Source organism: Kiritimatiellia bacterium, from assembly GCA_018001225.1.
Classification (GTDB): Bacteria; Verrucomicrobiota; Kiritimatiellia; order CAIQIC01; family JAGNIJ01; genus JAGNIJ01.
The window spans coordinates 1-15,284 of record JAGNIJ010000046.1; the positions used below are offsets into that span (position 1 = coordinate 1).

General features: G+C 67.7%; 13 protein-coding genes. 1 reads left to right on the plus strand and 12 read right to left on the minus strand.

Translation table 11 applies throughout. The features are described from left to right. Nucleotides 1-159: 159 nt before the first annotated feature. From KA248_13470 to KA248_13515, 10 genes are all read right to left on the minus strand, one after another. Nucleotides 160-1,644 carry a hypothetical protein gene (locus tag KA248_13470; GenBank protein MBP7830915.1) on the minus strand — a complete coding sequence of 495 codons (1,485 nt, stop codon included), beginning with the start codon at nucleotides 1,642-1,644 and terminating at the stop codon, nucleotides 160-162. 17 nt (nucleotides 1,645-1,661) lie between these two features. Further along, nucleotides 1,662-2,483: an LssY C-terminal domain-containing protein gene (locus KA248_13475; protein ID MBP7830916.1), complete on the minus strand. Its 822-nt coding sequence runs from the start codon at nucleotides 2,481-2,483 to the stop codon at nucleotides 1,662-1,664. Nucleotides 2,484-2,487: 4 nt separating this feature from the next. Continuing rightward, the gene (locus KA248_13480) at nucleotides 2,488-3,159 is read right to left on the minus strand and encodes a VIT1/CCC1 transporter family protein (GenBank protein MBP7830917.1); all 672 of its coding nucleotides are present in this window, start codon (nucleotides 3,157-3,159) and stop codon (nucleotides 2,488-2,490) included. Nucleotides 3,160-3,162: 3 nt separating this feature from the next. Then, nucleotides 3,163-4,062: a polyphosphate kinase 2 family protein gene (locus KA248_13485; GenBank protein ID MBP7830918.1), complete on the minus strand. Its 900-nt coding sequence runs from the start codon at nucleotides 4,060-4,062 to the stop codon at nucleotides 3,163-3,165. Nucleotides 4,063-4,084: 22 nt separating this feature from the next. Continuing rightward, nucleotides 4,085-5,143, minus strand: a complete 1,059-nt coding sequence (locus KA248_13490; protein MBP7830919.1) for an AI-2E family transporter — start codon at nucleotides 5,141-5,143, stop codon at nucleotides 4,085-4,087. Between the two features lie 68 nt (nucleotides 5,144-5,211). Beyond that, nucleotides 5,212-5,607, minus strand: a complete 396-nt coding sequence (locus KA248_13495; protein ID MBP7830920.1) for a type II toxin-antitoxin system death-on-curing family toxin — start codon at nucleotides 5,605-5,607, stop codon at nucleotides 5,212-5,214. Next, nucleotides 5,604-5,828: an AbrB/MazE/SpoVT family DNA-binding domain-containing protein gene (locus KA248_13500; GenBank protein MBP7830921.1), complete on the minus strand. Its 225-nt coding sequence runs from the start codon at nucleotides 5,826-5,828 to the stop codon at nucleotides 5,604-5,606. The genes KA248_13495 and KA248_13500 overlap by 4 nt, the downstream gene beginning before the upstream one ends. 37 nt (nucleotides 5,829-5,865) lie before the next feature. Next, nucleotides 5,866-6,618 (minus strand): sugar nucleotide-binding protein, encoded by a 753-nt coding sequence (locus KA248_13505; GenBank protein MBP7830922.1) that lies wholly within the window; start codon nucleotides 6,616-6,618, stop codon nucleotides 5,866-5,868. An 18-nt stretch (nucleotides 6,619-6,636) separates the two neighbouring features. Continuing rightward, nucleotides 6,637-9,342, minus strand: a complete 2,706-nt coding sequence (locus tag KA248_13510; GenBank protein ID MBP7830923.1) for a hypothetical protein — start codon at nucleotides 9,340-9,342, stop codon at nucleotides 6,637-6,639. 309 nt (nucleotides 9,343-9,651) lie between these two features. Next, complete coding sequence (locus KA248_13515; protein ID MBP7830924.1) at nucleotides 9,652-13,818, minus strand: glycoside hydrolase family 9 protein; 4,167 nt, start codon at nucleotides 13,816-13,818, stop codon at nucleotides 9,652-9,654. 170 nt (nucleotides 13,819-13,988) lie between these two features. Between KA248_13515 and KA248_13520 the strand changes: the two genes are divergently transcribed. Beyond that, nucleotides 13,989-14,576: an HD domain-containing protein gene (locus tag KA248_13520; GenBank protein MBP7830925.1), complete on the plus strand. Its 588-nt coding sequence runs from the start codon at nucleotides 13,989-13,991 to the stop codon at nucleotides 14,574-14,576. A gap of 2 nt (nucleotides 14,577-14,578) precedes the next feature. On the opposite strand, the gene KA248_13525 is transcribed toward KA248_13520, so the two are convergent. Together KA248_13525 and KA248_13530 are read right to left on the minus strand one after the other, a co-directional pair. Beyond that, entirely contained in the window at nucleotides 14,579-14,779 is a 201-nt protein-coding gene (locus KA248_13525) for a hypothetical protein (GenBank protein ID MBP7830926.1), read from the minus strand. Then, nucleotides 14,776-15,264: a hypothetical protein gene (locus tag KA248_13530; protein ID MBP7830927.1), complete on the minus strand. Its 489-nt coding sequence runs from the start codon at nucleotides 15,262-15,264 to the stop codon at nucleotides 14,776-14,778. Before KA248_13530 ends, KA248_13525 begins: the two co-directional genes overlap by 4 nt. Between the last annotated feature and the right edge of the window lie 20 nt (nucleotides 15,265-15,284).

Here is a 15,284-nt window from a genome sequence, read left to right on the forward strand (position 1 = left end):
CTTCGACCGGGTTTATGTGACTTCGTGCACACATCACCCCCTACCCAGAAGTCCAAAAAACCCCTCCCTCGACTCGAATCTGCCGTCCTGTACGCACTGACAGGATAAGAAAAGGGCCAAACACGAGCGGGCGTCGCAAGCGACGCCCCTACGACTCGGTCACCGGTGCGCGGAACCCCAGAAGAGCATGTCGATTCCCAGGTGCAGGAAGAAGGTGGCGTCGAAGTCGTCGGTCCGGTTCCACTCGATTCCGGGCGCGACCTCCCCGTACACCCAGTACTTGTACAGGGGCCGCCGGAAGCCCGCGGCCACGCGGTGCAGGTGGACGGCCTCCTCGTCGCCGAACACCGTGTATTCGAGCCCCAGCGCGCGCGCCGTGTCCTCCCACCCCACGCTGCGCCCCCGCCGATGCTCGTCCAGCAGGCGGGTGAAGTCGGCCACGCCGACGCTCTCGGACCAGCTGAAATCGCCGGATTCCGACGTCCACTTGCCCGAGGTGCGGTTGATCAGGATGAAGCGGTTCGCCTCGCCCAGCCAGCGGTTGACGCGCAGCGAGGTCAGGGCGCCCAGCCCGTCGTCGGTATTGATGAAGAAGCGTTGCATCGGCCGCAGGTCCCACTTGCCCGGCTCAAAGTCCCGTGTCCAGGTCAGGCGCGCGAAGGCCTGGGGCAGCCACTTGGCTTTCACGCCAGCGTCCGCGGAGAGATAGAGGTCCTCGAACCACTTGCGCGCGCCGACGTTGAGGCCGTGCTCCTCATTTTCCGAGAGCTCGCGTTCGGGCAGGTCGTCGGCCCGCGCCGACTCGAAGAACACCCGCAGCCGCTTCTCGATGTTCGGCAACTCGACGTCCAGTTCGATGTCGGGCTCGATGTTCAGGCTGAACTCGCGGCCCTGAATCAGCCGGGTGAACAGCTTCATCCGCACCTGGGTCTGCGGCGGCACGATCGCGTTGGTCGGGTCCATCGCGAAGTAGGCGTCCGTCGCCCGCAGGGGTTCGGAGATCCGGCGCTGCACGTTGGTCTCGAGGTAGTCCAGGCGCTGGCTCCAGGAAGCGAAGCGGTCGGGCTTGGGCTCGACCCGGAACACACCCTCCCCCGCCCCGAGCGAGATCCCGTCGCTCCACCCGGGCGGCGGCGGCAGGCGGCTGGGATAGTCGTCGCCGACCGGGTCGCGCAGGAAGAAGCCCCCGACGAAGTCCCCGATTTCCAGCGGATCGACGCCCGCCTCCGCGCCCACGAGCAGCAGGTGCCCGCCGACGTCGAGTTCCGGCGCGCCGTACTCGGGCCCGTGGCGCGTGGCGTCCGTGGCGTCCACGCCCGCGATGATGAAGCCGGTCAGCGATTCGAGGCCCACGGGCCAGCGGATCGGATGCGGATAGCGGGGACCGGGCAGCCCGACATACACCGAGTTATACTTGCCCGCGTAGAACGCGCCGTAGTCCGTGATGCGGAAATGGGCGGCCAGCCCCGGCCCCACGCGCAGGCGCAAGCGAAACATATCCAGGAAATCCATGACCCGGTTCGGCACGTACCAGAGGAGTTTCGATCCCAGCGACGGCGCGGCCGGTTCTGCCGGGCGGTTCTCCTCCGCGATCGCGGCGGCCGCCAGGATGACGCCCAGCAGCAGCGCCGGAATCGGTTTCATGGATGGGCTTCTCCGGTTCATGCCAGGGTCACGAAGGGCATAGCGCCGTCGGTCTGGATGCGGTCGCCGCCGCCGTTGCGGTCGCGATAGGCGCTGAAGAAGTGCTCGACGATGCGCACGTCCTGCGCGCGGCCGGCCTCGCGCAGGGTCCGGACCACGTAGTCGCGCTCCTCGTCGGTGTCTTCCGCGATCCGGTGCGTGAGCTGGCCGGTGAACAGGGAGAACCCGACGTGCGTGTCGAACGTGGCCGCGCCCAGCCAGTCGGCCCGGTACCCGCCCGGCAGCCACCAGCCATCCGGCGCGCGCCAGAAGCGAACGTGGTGCCGTCTGCGGGTGCTCCCGCCCACCTCCTGCTCGAAGGCGAGGTCCTGCTTCCGGCTGAAGAGGTAGAGCGAACTCACGGGCGCGGCCGGGTAGCTGCGCCGCAGGACCGTGGCCCGTGCGATCTTGAACGCGCTGGCCGGGGTCAGGGGATCGGCCAGCGTCCAGCCCGCCGCCTGCATGGCGCCCACGAGCTGGTCGCGCGTGCCGTTGACGGCGAGGTTCACCGGGTCGCCCAGCAGGCCGTCGCCCGTGCGCACCCGGCCGATGAAGTAGTTCGGGACGTACAGCCGCGTCAGCCGCCGGTGGATGCGCGGCAGGACGAGGTAGGCCGTGAACAGCCACAGGGCCAGGAAGCCCGTCAGGTAGCGGCGTTCCCGGAAAATGTCGTGGAAAAGGGCTTCGTACACCGAGAGCGCGAGGCCGACGAGCACGAGGAGAAAGAGCAGCCGGCCGCCCCAGAGGATGAGCTGGATCACCCGGGGTTGCTGTCTGGTGCCGCGAGGATTTTCGTTCATGCGCTTATCCGCCCAGCAGCATCGCGACCTTTACGAGGAACAGGCCCGACAGCATCATGAGCATCCCCGCGCGCCACCGGTTGACCCCGGTATAGCGCGCCCAGAAAAAACCGCAGAGAAACAGCATCGCGACCAGGAACGCGTTGGACGTGCGCAACGCCAGGTGGTGGTCCTCCATGACCATGAACGGGATCGCCGCCGGGAAGGCCGTCAGGATCACCAGCAGCCCGCTGGCAACCCCGCCCGCCAGGTCCTCGCGCGTGACCCGCGCCGGCTCGGGTTCGACGCGCCCGGCCATGACCCGAATGCCCCGGTAGAGCTTCGCGCGCTCGTCGGCGGTGGTCAGCCGCTCCAGGTCCGGGTCCAGCGCCCCCCCGATCGCCGCCAGGGCGGAGGCTTCGTCCGGGGCCTGCTTCAAGAACAGCAGCATCCGGTTCCGACGCCCCCGCTCGAGCAGGCTGCCCATGACGTACATCGCCCCGTCGATGATCCCCCACGCGATGTTGCACCCGACGGCCGTGGCCAGCAGCGTGCGGATCGCGCCCGGCCCCTTCGTCACGGCGATCCCCGCCCCCAGCGTGAACGTCAGCACCATGATCAGCCCGAACAGGATTTCCCCGAAGATCTCGCCGGGGTCCAGGTGGCGGGCGAAGAAGCCTTTGCTCTGCTCCGGCACGCGTTACCCCTCCAGCCGCCGCCGGGCGGCGGCCAACTCTCTCCGCTTGGCCTCGCCGACGACGGGGTAATGCAGCTTCAGCGAGGCCAGCGCCTCCCCCACGGCCGCCGCGACGACGATGCGCGTGAACCACTTGTTGTCCGCCGGCACGACGAACCAGGGCGCCTCGGGCGTGGCCGTGTGCCGCACCATGTCCTCGTAGGCCGCCATGTACTCGTCCCAGTGCTCCCGCTCCGCCACGTCGGAGGCGGAGAATTTCCAGTTCTTCTCGGGCCGGTCCAGCCGTTCGAGGAAGCGCTTCTTCTGCTCCTTCTTCGAGACGTGGAGGAAGAACTTGCGGACCAGCACGCCGCTGCGGAACAGGTGGCGCTCCACGTCCCGGATGTCCTCGAACCGCTCCTTCCAGATGCGCTTCGTGACGAGGCGCGGCGGTAACTGCTGCTTCGCCAGGAACTCCGGGTGAACGCGCACGACGAGAGTCTCCTCGTAGTAGGAGCGGTTGAAGATGCCGATCCGCCCGCGTTCCGGCAGGTTCTTGAGACAGCGCCACAGGAAATCGTGGTCCAGTTCCTCGGCGGACGGCGCCTTGAAGGAGAACACCTGGCAGCCCTGGGGGTTGATGCCGGACATGACGTGCTTGATCGCGCCATCCTTGCCCGCGGCGTCCATCGCCTGGAAGATCAGCAGGACGGCCCACTGGTCCTGCGCGTAGAGCCGGTCCTGCAGGTCCGCCAGGGCCTCGACGCCCGTGCGCAGCCCCTCTTTCGCCTTCTCCTTGTCCCCCTTCTTGAACCAGAGCGTGTCCCCGGGATCCACGTCCTTGAGCCGGAACTTCTTCCCGGACTCCACGCGGAACGGATCGGACAACCGGCGCGCGATCTCCAGCAGTTTCTTGTCGTTCATGTTTTCGCGTCTTTCGTGGTTCCTATTTCTCTCCGAGCGGCACCTCCGGCTCCGCCGCGCCCAGTTGCAGCAGGCTGATCACCGCGGCGGCGATGACGGGGCCGAGCACGATCCCGACGAACCCGAAGGCCGCCACGCCGCCGAGCAGGCTGATGAACACCACGAGGCCGTTCATCCGGGTCTTGCCGCTGACGAGGGCCGGACGCAGGAAATTATCCAGCCCCCCGACCACGGCGATCCCCAGCACGACCAGCAGAAGCCCTCGGATCCAGTTCCCCCCGATGAACAACCCGACGGCGGCGGGGCCCCATACCAGCGCGGTGCCGAAGAGCGGCAGCAGGGCGCAGAAGCCCATCACCGCGCCCCAGAATATCGGCGCGCGGATCCCCAGGATGGCGAAGAGGATGCCGCCCGCGAGGCCCTGGGCGGCGGCGACGGCCAGCGTGGCCATCGTGCCCGCGAACACCAGGTCGCGGGTCCGGCCGATCAGTTCCTCCTTCCGCTTCGCGTCGAAGGGGAGGAGCTTGCGGATCACCTCGCCCAGTTCCCGGCCGTCCCGCAGGAAGAAGAACAGGGCGAAGAGCGTGACGAACAGCTTGAAGACGAAGACGGAGGAGCCTTGCAGGATAGCGCCGGCCTGGCCGGCGAGGTAGCGGGTCAGTTTCGCCGCCAGGTCCGTCAGCCGGGCCTTCATTTCGTCGGGCGTCGGCAGCGGGACATGCGCCTCGATCCAGGTCCAGGCCGCGAGCAGCTTCTCGTTCTCGCGGATGCCGGCAAGAGCGTTCTGGAGGCCCGAGAGCGCCTGGGACATCTCGCCCAACATGGCGGCCGTCAACACGGCGGCCGGCACGATAAGCAGCAGCGCCACGGCGGTCGTGGAAATCGCGGCCGCAACCGCAGGACCGCGCCACCGGGCCAGCCGCTTATTCAAGGGCTGCGCGCATAGGGCGAGGATGCCCGCCCAGACGAGGGGCATCAGGAACGGTTGAAGGATCCGGTACGCCAGGTACGCCAGGAGAAGCACGAAGGCGTAGAACAGCAGCATGTTCAGCCGTTGCCGCTCGGTATTCTGAAAGCTCACGCGCGCCCTCCCTCTTTTCGGCAGCGCCACTATAACCGGCGCGAACGGCCCCGTCCATCCCCGCGGGTTCAACTCGTGGCACCGCGGCGGCAGGAAGCCTTGAGCCAGGCGGCATAGGCCCGCTCCCCGATCCGCCCCGCCGCGAGGGCCCGGGTCCGGATCACGACCTCTTCTTCCGGCGCGGAGAAAGTCCGGCCGTTGATTTCAAGAAATAGCGCGGCGGCCATGAAGCCGGCCCGCTTGTTACCGTCAATGAAAGGATGATTTCGGATAATCCCAGAGGCATACGCCGCGGCCAGTTGGTACAAGGATGGCTTGCCGTAGGCGAACAAGTGGCGGGGCCTGTTCAAAGCGGAATCCAGCAGGCCTGGATCTCGTACACCCGCCAGTCCGCAGAAGCGGGCCAGCATCTCTTCATGAAACGAAAGGCAATCGTTCGTGTCAATCCATGCCGGCTCTTTCACTTGGCCAGTTCTCGCAGGGCGTTGCGATAACGCCTCATCAACTTATCCGCCAAGGCAGCCTTTTCCGCGAATCCCAGTTTACACGGCGTCACTCGAAGGGCGCACTCGGGCGACTCGGTCAGGTAGAGCGTATCGCCCTCCTTGACCTTCATCGCGTGCAAAGCCTCCCGGGGCAGTACGATCCCGAGCGAGTTGCCGATCTTGCGAACCTTGGTTTGCATGGTCATGTTATAACAATAGTAATAATGCCTTCCGCTGTCAAGCCGGTCGGGGCCAGCCGGGACGGTCGGTAATGGATTTGACGCGAGCTCGGTCGTCGCGCAGCCGGTTATCCAGGTCCGGAACATCGTTGGACCGGATGGCCCACTCGGCCCGGAGAATGTGCTTCAGGCCTTGGACGATCTCCAGGAAGGACAAGCCCGGATTGCCGTCAAGATGGTGCACGCCCCCTCCCCCGCTCCGGGCCAGCGTGATCAGCGTGTCCGCGGTGTCTTCGAGGAACGAGCAGGCTTGGAACCATCGGCGGCTGGCGTCAATGTGCCCCTTCGCGGCCATTTCTCGGGCCAGGAAATCCACCATGTGGTTGCCGCCCGGCCTCATCCCGATTTGCCAGCCGATCCGGGCCACGCGCGCGGCGGGATTGGCGGCCAGGATGCGATCCTCGCACTGAAGCTTGTAACGCCCGTAGTCGTCTTCCGGTTCCGGACGATCCTGAATGCTGAACGGGCCACGCTGCCGGCCGCCGAACACGGACACCGAACTGGTGTAGAGCATTACGCAACCGCGCTCCCGGGCGAGCCGGGCCAATTGCCCGGCCCAGGCGGGATCACCGAGAGCGAGGTGCGCGATGACGTCGGGGGAAACTTCCTCCACTCGGCGCCGCGCAGCTTCAGGATTGTCCGGCGGATGGCTTGTCCGGTCCCAGCCGGCGACGGAGATCCCCTGCCCTTCCAGCCTCGCCTTCAGCACGGGACCCAGTGTCCCGCCCAGGCCTGTAATCAACCAGGTCATGTCCCGGCGCCGCGCTCTTTACGGCGCCTCCCGCACCACGCGGTACACCGCCTGGCCAAAGACGTTCGTATGCGTGAGCGTAAGTTCGCCCTCGGGCGGTCCGGGCAGGTCGGTTTGGCCGGGGATAGGCAGCCACGAACCGCCGGACAGGTCGAGCGTGCCTTCCACGCTGTACCGCCAGGCCGGCTGGGCGGGAAACGACAAGGTGGTGGCGCCGCCCGCCTTTGCCAGGGCGCGGATGCGCGGAGGCCCGTGGAGGAAACCCGAAAAGACAACCGCCCGGCCGGCGTTGGTGACGCCGTTCGGGTCGTCCTGCGGCACGCCGACGAGCAGCGTCTGGCCGCCGACCGCCACGTCGTAGCCGAAGCGGTCGAGCGCCGCGGGCGCGGTCTGCCGGACCACCGCGACCTGGCCCCACGCGTTCGACCCGCCCGCGTGGCGCTCGAACACCCACGCCGCGCCGCCGTTGGTTCCATCAACGCTCGCGAACGGATCGCCCAAAACCGCGATGTCGCCATGAATGTGGACGGAGTTGATGCCCCCGAAGGTGACGCCGTCCGCATTCGTCGGGATCAGCACGCCGGCCTGGCCCCACGCGTTGGTTCCGCCGCCATCCCGCTCGAAGAGGTAGGCCTTGCCAAGGCTGTAGGCATTGACCAGAGCCGTGTCTCCGGACAACGCAACGTTACGCCCGAACGCGTCGTTGAGCTGGGCGTCCGGGGAAGAAATCCGTCGTATCTCCCGCCAGATGTTCGTGGATCCCGCCTGCCGCTGAACGATGTACACGGCGCCGTTGGTGAAGTTGTCGCCGGGCGCGGCGACGATGGCCGTATCGCCGTCTATCGCCAGGGAGGAACCGAAGAAACGATTCTCCAGTTGGACGGAACCCAGGGTAGACGACACGAATCCCCACGCGTTCGTGCCGTCCTGGTTGCGCACAAAGAAGTCCACCATGCCACGGTTGTCGGAACGACCCGGCCGACCGACTATGATGGTGTCGCCCGAGATGTCCACGGCGGAACCGAACGTGTCGTTCGTTGTGGGGGTGGTCAGCGAGAGCAAGGCCGAGATTTCGGTGATGCGGCCCCAGTTGTTCGTGCCGCCTTCGTTCCGGTGATAGACATAGGCTCGGCCTGCGTTGAACCCGTACAAGTCGTCCAGCGGCTCGCCCACCACGGCGACGTCGCCGTCCACGGCCACGGACATCCCGAACCCGTCGTCCTCCGAGGGCCCGGGCGACAGCAGCCGCCGCACCTGGTCGCGCGTGCCCCGCTCGAAGATGTACGCCGCGCCCACATCGTTGGTGCCGTCGAGATCGCGATACGGCGCGCCGACGATCAACACGGAGCCGTCCATATCCACGGCCGCGCCGAACTCGTCATCCGCGGCCCGGTTGTTCTGGCTGCGGGTGCCATAGCGGGCCCATTCCTCGTGGACCACAGGGTACAGATAGGCCGCGCCACTGTCCGCGGGGCCCCCGCCGGACGCGCCGACCAGCAGCACGCCGGACTGCAGGGCCACATCCACCCCGAATTCGTCGGTACTGTCCAGCGTTGACGGCGCGGCGACGCGCGCGACTTCACCCCAGGCGTCCTCGCCGCCGGCATCGCGCTGGAACACGTAGACGAAGTTGCTGCGCGAGGCCCCAACGATCGCCAGATCGCCGCGGAGTTCGACCGCGCGCCCGAAATCCTGCCCGGGGGACGGGTCCGAAGGCTGCAGCTTGGCGACCTGCTGCCACCGGTTCGTTCCGCCGCGCGTGCGCACAAAGCAATACGCCGAACCGGTATTCGTGGCCGCGGACAGCGTGGAACCGGGCGCGCCGACGATCAGCGTCCCGTTATCAAGCGCCACCGACTCGCCGAACGTCGCGCCCGCCGCCGCATCCGCCGCCGCGAGTTCGGCCACCTGCCCCCACGCATCGCCGCCGTGGGCGTTGCGCTCGAAGAGATAGGTCCGGCCGATACCGGACACGCCGCCGGAAAAACCCGGCGCGCCTACCGCGACGACATCGCCGTCCACATCCACCGAGGCGCCGAAGTAGGCGATCGCGGCCGGGTTGGACGCCATCAGCTTGCTGACTTCCACCCAGGCGCTGGTCGTGCCGGACGCGCGACGCTCGAAGACGTAGGCCGCGCCGGCAGCGTTGATCCCCGGCGTATCGTGAAGCATCGCGCCTACGACCATGATGTCGCCATCCACCGCCATGGCTACGCCGAACACGTCGCCCGTGGCGCCGTCGCTCGACACCAGCTTCGCCACCTCGCCCCAGTTGTTGGTTCCTCCGGCATTCCGCTGGAAGACGTGGGCCGCGCCCTGGTTCGTGTGCGTTCCGACATCGGCATAGAGACGGCCCGCCACGATGATGTCGCCATCCACCGCCACGGCCCGGCCCAGTTGGTCGCCGGTCAGCGGATCGGAAGCCGTGAGTTTCTTCCCCTGCGCCCACGTATTCGTTCCCTGCGCGTTGCGCTCGAAAACATACACCGTCCCGGCGCCTTGCTGGCCGAGGGGATCGGCGAACGGCGCGCCCAGGACGGCCACATCCCCGTGGAGGGCCACGCTGGTTCCGAAAAGGTCGGCGATGACGGAGTCCATTCCCACCAGTTCCCGAACCGCCTCGGATTCGATCCCGGCGCGCGCGGACGGCACCAGGAAAGCGGCCAGCAGCCATCCATATCCGGCGCTTCGCCGGGCCAGGCCACCCTGTCTCCTCGCGCTCATCATCGCCTCCCCGGAGCCCGCGGGGCCGGCGCCCGTCTCGAGCCCACCCCTGTCCCGAACATGTTGTTCATGATCGCTCCCGCGCCAACGGTTGAACCCATCGCGGCCATCCCGCCCTGCTCCGGCGGGATGATAAGGTATACCTATACCACATGGCGGGGGTTCCACAACCAGGACCGAGGGCCCTCTTTCGCGGATCAGCGGCGCGGGCGGCGATTGCAGCGCGGTCCGGTGCAGCCCCTTCGGCGCCGACGGAGCGGCGTCCGTCGAGTCGCGATGTCCAGCGGAGCCCCGGTTCCAGGCCGCCGGCTATTCCACGCGCACGCGGTACCAGGCGCGTTCCGTGTCCCCGGTGGCCGCGACCGCCGCGGCATTCTCGGGCGGCGTGGCGGCGAGGGCGGAGGAAAGGACCGTGAAACCGGCCGCGCCGTTCGTGGATTGAAGCAGGCTGTATCGCCGCCCGGCGGCGCTGGGCCATTCCATCCGGGCCTCGTGGCCCAGGATCTCGATGCGGAGGTCGAGGCGCGATTCCGAATCGTCCGGATCGGTTCCGGCCTTGTATTCCGCCCAGGTCGTCATGCCGTCCTGATCGTCGTCCGCCCCGGTCACGGCGGAGGTCGGGCTCGCGTGGGTGGCCCACTCCCACCAGTCGGGCAGGCCGTCGCCGTCCGCGTCGGGGTCGAGCAGCACCAGGTCCAGGTTGGTCGCCGCGTGGGCGGCATTGAAAGCCGGCCCCGTGTTCGTCGCCGCGAACGGATTGAAGGGATACCACGCCGCCGGCTCCATTTCGTCCGGCGCGTCGTTGGTGTTCGCGTCGAGCCAGGCCTTCACCCAGTACGAAGTGCCGAAGGCCAGGCCCGCCAGGTGGTAGTTCGTCGGCGCGTCCAACTGCGCCGTCGCCTCGCCCGTCCAGGCATTGGATGCGGCAGCGGCCACGACGCGGACGGGGCCCTGCTGGTAGCCCTCGTACGTTACGCGCCCGGCGGCGAAGTCGTAGCGATCCAGCGCGCCGTTGTACAGGACCAGTTCGTCGAGCCAGCCGGAAAACACGCTTTGCGCCCAGTACCCCCGCCCAACGCGCAAGCGGTAGTCGGCGGAGCCGAAGACCGAGGCCACCGGGAGCGCGGGGCCAAGCAGGGCCTGGTTCTCCAGGCCGAAAGCCAGGGCGGAAGGTTCATGGACCTGGTTGACGTAGAACCGAATCTCGCCGCCGGCCCCCGCGGCGGGCTCGCCGTTCGGGCCGCCGTCGGGATCGTACACGATGAACAGGTGGTACCATGTATTCGTTTCGATTTCGAAAAACGGCGGAGAGAGTCCGCCCGCGCTCATCCAGATGCGTCCGGCCGAACGCGCGCCCCACGGCTGCTGGCTGATTTGGAAGACGGGCGCGGAGCCGTCGGACACGGGCCGCAGTTCGCAGATCACGTCGCCATCGTCCTTGTTGTCCGCCCTGAACCACAGGCCGAGCGTCAGGCCCCCGGCCAGGTCGAGGCCGGGCAGGAGGGCCTCGCCCCACTGGTTCGATTCGCCGGCCAGATGCAGGGCCGCCCCCGAATCCCAGATGGCGGCGCTTCGGAATCCCAGGACACGGTTGTTGGTCGAGGCATCGAAGGCGTTCGTCCCCGAGCCTTCGTCGAAAGGCCAGAGTCCGGCGAGCGCCGGGTAAAACGCCGGGTTGGACTCGAACCAGGAGTACCAACGCAGGATCGCCCCGAAGGACGGGAGGGCGAGTTCCGGCTCGCTGATTTCCTCCGCGGGCGGCGAACGCTCGACGTGGTACGCCCGCAGTTCCGGTGTCGGGGTCATCCCGCCGGGCGGCAGGAGCAGGGCCAGGGTCGCCGTCGCGGGCAGGCCGCTTTCCCAGACGGTGAATTCCGTGCACTGGGGCATCGGGTACGCGTCGCAGAAGCGGCGCTGCTCCGGAATGGAAAAGATGTCCGGCAGGTGGCTGTCGAAGACCTCGATCTGGTAGTCCACCTGCCACGGAGCCGGGAACGGCCCGTAGGTCGGGATGCCGGGGACCTGGTCCCAGCCGAAGCGATCCACCCAGGCAAGGCTCTCCGCGTCCAGGGCCTGCCGCGTGTTGTGCTGCCCGAGGCCCGTCGCCCAGGCGCGGCCCAGCGGATTGCAGCCGAGCAGGTAATCCGCCGTGAGCGAGATGGCGTCGAGGAAATCCGCGTTGTTCGTCAGGGCATAGGCCCAGATCACATTGAGGACGCGGCCGGGCGTCGTGTTCTGCCCGTACGCTTCCACGAGATCCGACCGCGCGCAGGACCGGTACGCCTCGAACGAGGACGACGTCGGCGAGGTCCCGCCCGAGATCAGGGCGTAGTTCACCGCCTGCTGCCCGTGCTGGAGAATCATGGCCGTGACGTTACTGACCAGCGCGGGGTCGGTGACCTCCGGCGGGGCGCGGACGTAGGCCAGCAGCGGAGCGTCCTCGAACCCGTCGCCGGACTGGTAGGAAAAGCCGATCAACCCGCTGTAGGCCCAGTCGCCGCTGAAGTTGACGTAGTACGGATCGTTCGAGTCCGGGTTCCGGATGTGGGCCAGCCGCTTCTCCAACTCCCCCTGGTAATTCGTGCCGCCCGTGGTCTTCAGCAGGTGGCACTCGGCGGTCATCAGCCAGCCGGAGTCGGCGGCGTTGCTGACGGCGTAGCGGTAGGCCCATTCGGCGCGGTCGAGATAGTCCGCCGCGGCGGCCGCGTCGTGGTTCGTCAGCAGACGGGCCGCCTGGGCGAACAGGCCGGCGACGTAGGCGGAGACGTTCCGGTCGCGGCGGAAGGTCCAGTACGGAAGCGTATCCTCGTGCGCGAAGATATGCGAGGGCGGGTGGCCATAGCTCTCCACGCCGGCCCGCACCCCGCCGTCCGACTCCTGCAGGTCGCGCCACGCCTGGAGCTGCCAGAGCGCCTCGTCCAGCAGGTCCGGCAGGCCGTTGCCGCTCTCCGGGATGTCGAGCTGGCCGTCGGCAAAGCGGTCGGGCCAGTATTCGCAGAGCGACATCAGGGCCGACGCGATCTGCGCGTGGCCCGGGCGCAGGTCGAAGTCGCCCGCGTCGTGGTGGCCGCCCCGGATGACCCGCGCGCCGTTGGTCGTCGGCGTATCGGCAGCGAAGAAGCCGGGCGGCTCGCCGTCGGCGAGGAAGACGTTCGTGTGGCCCGCGGGCTGCGGCCAGCTCGTGCAGTTGGTCGTCAGCTCGCAATTCCAGCGCTGGTGGTAGAAGCCCCGGGCGAACGTATAGAAGCACTCGAAGACCTTCGCCGTGGAAACACCGAACGCATACGACCGCCCCACCCCCGGCAGCCGCAGGTAGTACTCGTCCTCCGCGGCCAGGCCGGAGAGATCGATTTCCATTACGCGCTCGCCGCTGAACTCGTTGTACGCGTCGCCCCGCAAGACGGGCGTCAGCGTGTCCACCAGCGCATCGTCGCCGGTCCGCCGGACTTCGACGACGCCATGGTCCGTGTAGTCCACCGTGCCCGTCGTAATGCCGTCGCCGAGCCAGAAGCCGCCGCCCGCCCAGTAGCCCAGGTAGGCGTACCGGCGGCCCGCCTGTGGCGCATAGCCCTCCTGGTTGACCTTCAGCCCGGGGCAGATCTCGTTCGTCGCGTAGAACACGAACTCGTGGGCGCCCTGGTAATGCGTGAAGCGGTACGTCGCGCCCTCGACCAGGTTCGACGCGAGTTGCAGGTAGAACGTGTACTCGGTCCGGGTGTACCCGTGGTAGTGCATCGAGGGAAAAGCCCAGACCCCGCGGGCGATCACGGGCACCGGCGAGAACCCGGCGCCCGAGTCCACCTCAACCAGCACGGGATTCGTGGCCATCACCTCGTGGTCCACCTCGTCGGGAAATACAAGGCCCACCAAGTCGCAGTCCACCACGACGTGCCCGTTCGCCGGAACCGGCCCGGCGTACGGCGCCAGCGCCATGTTGTCGAACCACAGCTCGTAGGGAACTCCGTTCGGCTCCGGAAAGCCCGAGCCGAGGGGCGCGGCGTCCTCGCCCGTGGTCCGGCCGAAGACGATGGACCGCGCCTGGCGCTGCCAGCCGGCCAGCCCGGCGCGAAAGTCGGCGATCGGGATCGCGACTTCATGCCAGCCGCCGTCGAACAGGTCGCCGTCGGCGTACGGGGTCACGTCGAGCCAGAGCGTGGTGTGATAGCCCTCCCCATCGTGGTAGCCGAGACGGATCATCGGGTTCGGCGGCGACGCGGCGCCGAGATCGTCCGCGCGCGCGGCGAAGGTCAGCGCGTCGTACCCGTCGAGCGGGGTGTTGGACTCCAGCGTGAAGGTCGGCGAGCCGGAGGTATCCGGATTCACGAAGCACGTCTCACTGCCGTCGTACAGGGGCGGCGCGGTATCGGTCTGCGACGCGGCGCCGTCCGTGGAGGCAAATAGGTGATTCGTGGTGCCGTCATAAAGAACCCGAGGCGGGCGGCTGCCGCGGGCGGTCGTGACCAGAAGAAGTCCCATGGCAGCAGCCAGGGCGCCCGCCCATGCTCCAGTCCGGCTGATCAATCCCGTCACGTTCCCATCATACCCGGCGCGGCTGAAACGGTTCAGTCTTTTTGGGCGCGCACGCCCGCGACTTGATCGGCGGCGCGGATTCGGCTATCTACCATCCTGCCATGCAAAAAAGAAAGATGGCCGTGAAGGGGCCGCGGCTCCCGGGGCCGGGCGGGCGGACGCCGCCCGTGCTCCGCGCCTTCCTGGACTTCCTGCACCTGAAACGACTGTTCCGCCAGGGCTGGCTGCGCGCCGGCATCTCCCGCGCTCGGTGCGAGACCGTCGCGGAGCATACGCTCGGCGTTTCCCTGCTCGCGCTCTTCCTGGCGGACGCGCATTTCCCCAGGATCAACAAGGCCAAGCTCCTCCGCATGGCCCTGCTGCACGACTTCGGGGAAATCTACGCGGGGGACATCATTCCCTCGGACGGCGTGTCGCTGACCCGCAAGCACGCGATGGAAAAAGCCTCGGTCCGCAAGGTTTTGGGCCGGTTACCCCGCGGACGGCAGTACCTGGCGCTCTGGCAGGAGTTCGAAGACGGCCGAACGGCCGAGGCGCGTCTGCTTCGGGAACTGGACCGCTTGGAGATGGCCCTCCAAGCCTGCGCCTACGAGCGCGAAGGGCTGGCCGACCTGTCGCGTTTCTTCGAATCGGCGGACAAGGCCATCTCCTCCCCCGCCCTGCGCCAGCTCTTCAGGGAGATCCTGCGCGCCCGGCCGCGTTGAGATCAGCGCCCGGCATCATTAACCGAAGAGCGAAGAAGCCTCCGCTGGTGCGCCAGGCAGAATTCCCGGGTGTTTCGGCGCACCGCCTGCTGGGCGTCCGCCCACTCGGTCATGTCGGCCACGTGGCGCGCCCGCGTTTCCGGGGAGATATGCTTCTCCCGCAGGGCCTCCTCGCGACGCAAGCGTTCATCCCGGGACGTCATGGAGATTCCCTTCCCAGTGCGCGGCGCAAATCGCGAATACGATCCAATTTCTGCTCGGACTCATCCAGGGCCATCTGGCAGGCCAGCATGTCTTCATCGCAGAGCCCGCGACATGCGATCCCGGAGGCCGTTCGTACCTCGACGCTTCGCGCAAAAGCTTCTGCCCAGCATCCCAGCCCCCGTACGGACCGGAACACATCCACCGCGCCCGCCGCGCTGGCCAGGCAGAAAACCAACTGCCCATCCAGCCAGCCGGCCATGCGTTGCTTCACCGGCGCCCAATCGGCATCATCGCGTCCCCATTCCGCGCCCAGGTCCGCCAGGGCCTGCTCGCACAGCGCCCGGTTCTCGGGGGAATCCTCGATCCAGAGGTCCACGTCGTACGTCAGCACGGGCCGATGTCGAAGCAAGTAGTTCACGCCGCCGATCAGGAGAAATCGCACCCCGCGGTGCTGGAAAACTTCGATGACTCGCTCCGCATTCATCCGGCCGCCAGTATGAACCC

Bases quoted from the DNA above. Each gene is read 5' to 3' on its own strand.
- KA248_13515 (MBP7830924.1), bottom strand. From the start codon at position 13,818: ATGGGACTTCTTCTGGTCACGACCGCCCGCGGCAGCCGCCCGCCTCGG.
- KA248_13510 (MBP7830923.1), bottom strand. From the start codon at position 9,342: ATGAGCGCGAGGAGACAGGGTGGCCTGGCCCGGCGAAGCGCCGGATAT.
- KA248_13470 (MBP7830915.1), bottom strand. From the start codon at position 1,644: ATGAAACCGATTCCGGCGCTGCTGCTGGGCGTCATCCTGGCGGCCGCC.
- KA248_13505 (MBP7830922.1), bottom strand. From the start codon at position 6,618: ATGACCTGGTTGATTACAGGCCTGGGCGGGACACTGGGTCCCGTGCTG.
- KA248_13475 (MBP7830916.1), bottom strand. From the start codon at position 2,483: ATGAACGAAAATCCTCGCGGCACCAGACAGCAACCCCGGGTGATCCAG.
- KA248_13485 (MBP7830918.1), bottom strand. From the start codon at position 4,062: ATGAACGACAAGAAACTGCTGGAGATCGCGCGCCGGTTGTCCGATCCG.
- KA248_13520 (MBP7830925.1), top strand. From the start codon at position 13,989: ATGGCCGTGAAGGGGCCGCGGCTCCCGGGGCCGGGCGGGCGGACGCCG.
- KA248_13530 (MBP7830927.1), bottom strand. From the start codon at position 15,264: ATGAATGCGGAGCGAGTCATCGAAGTTTTCCAGCACCGCGGGGTGCGA.
- KA248_13500 (MBP7830921.1), bottom strand. From the start codon at position 5,828: ATGCAAACCAAGGTTCGCAAGATCGGCAACTCGCTCGGGATCGTACTG.
- KA248_13525 (MBP7830926.1), bottom strand. From the start codon at position 14,779: ATGACGTCCCGGGATGAACGCTTGCGTCGCGAGGAGGCCCTGCGGGAG.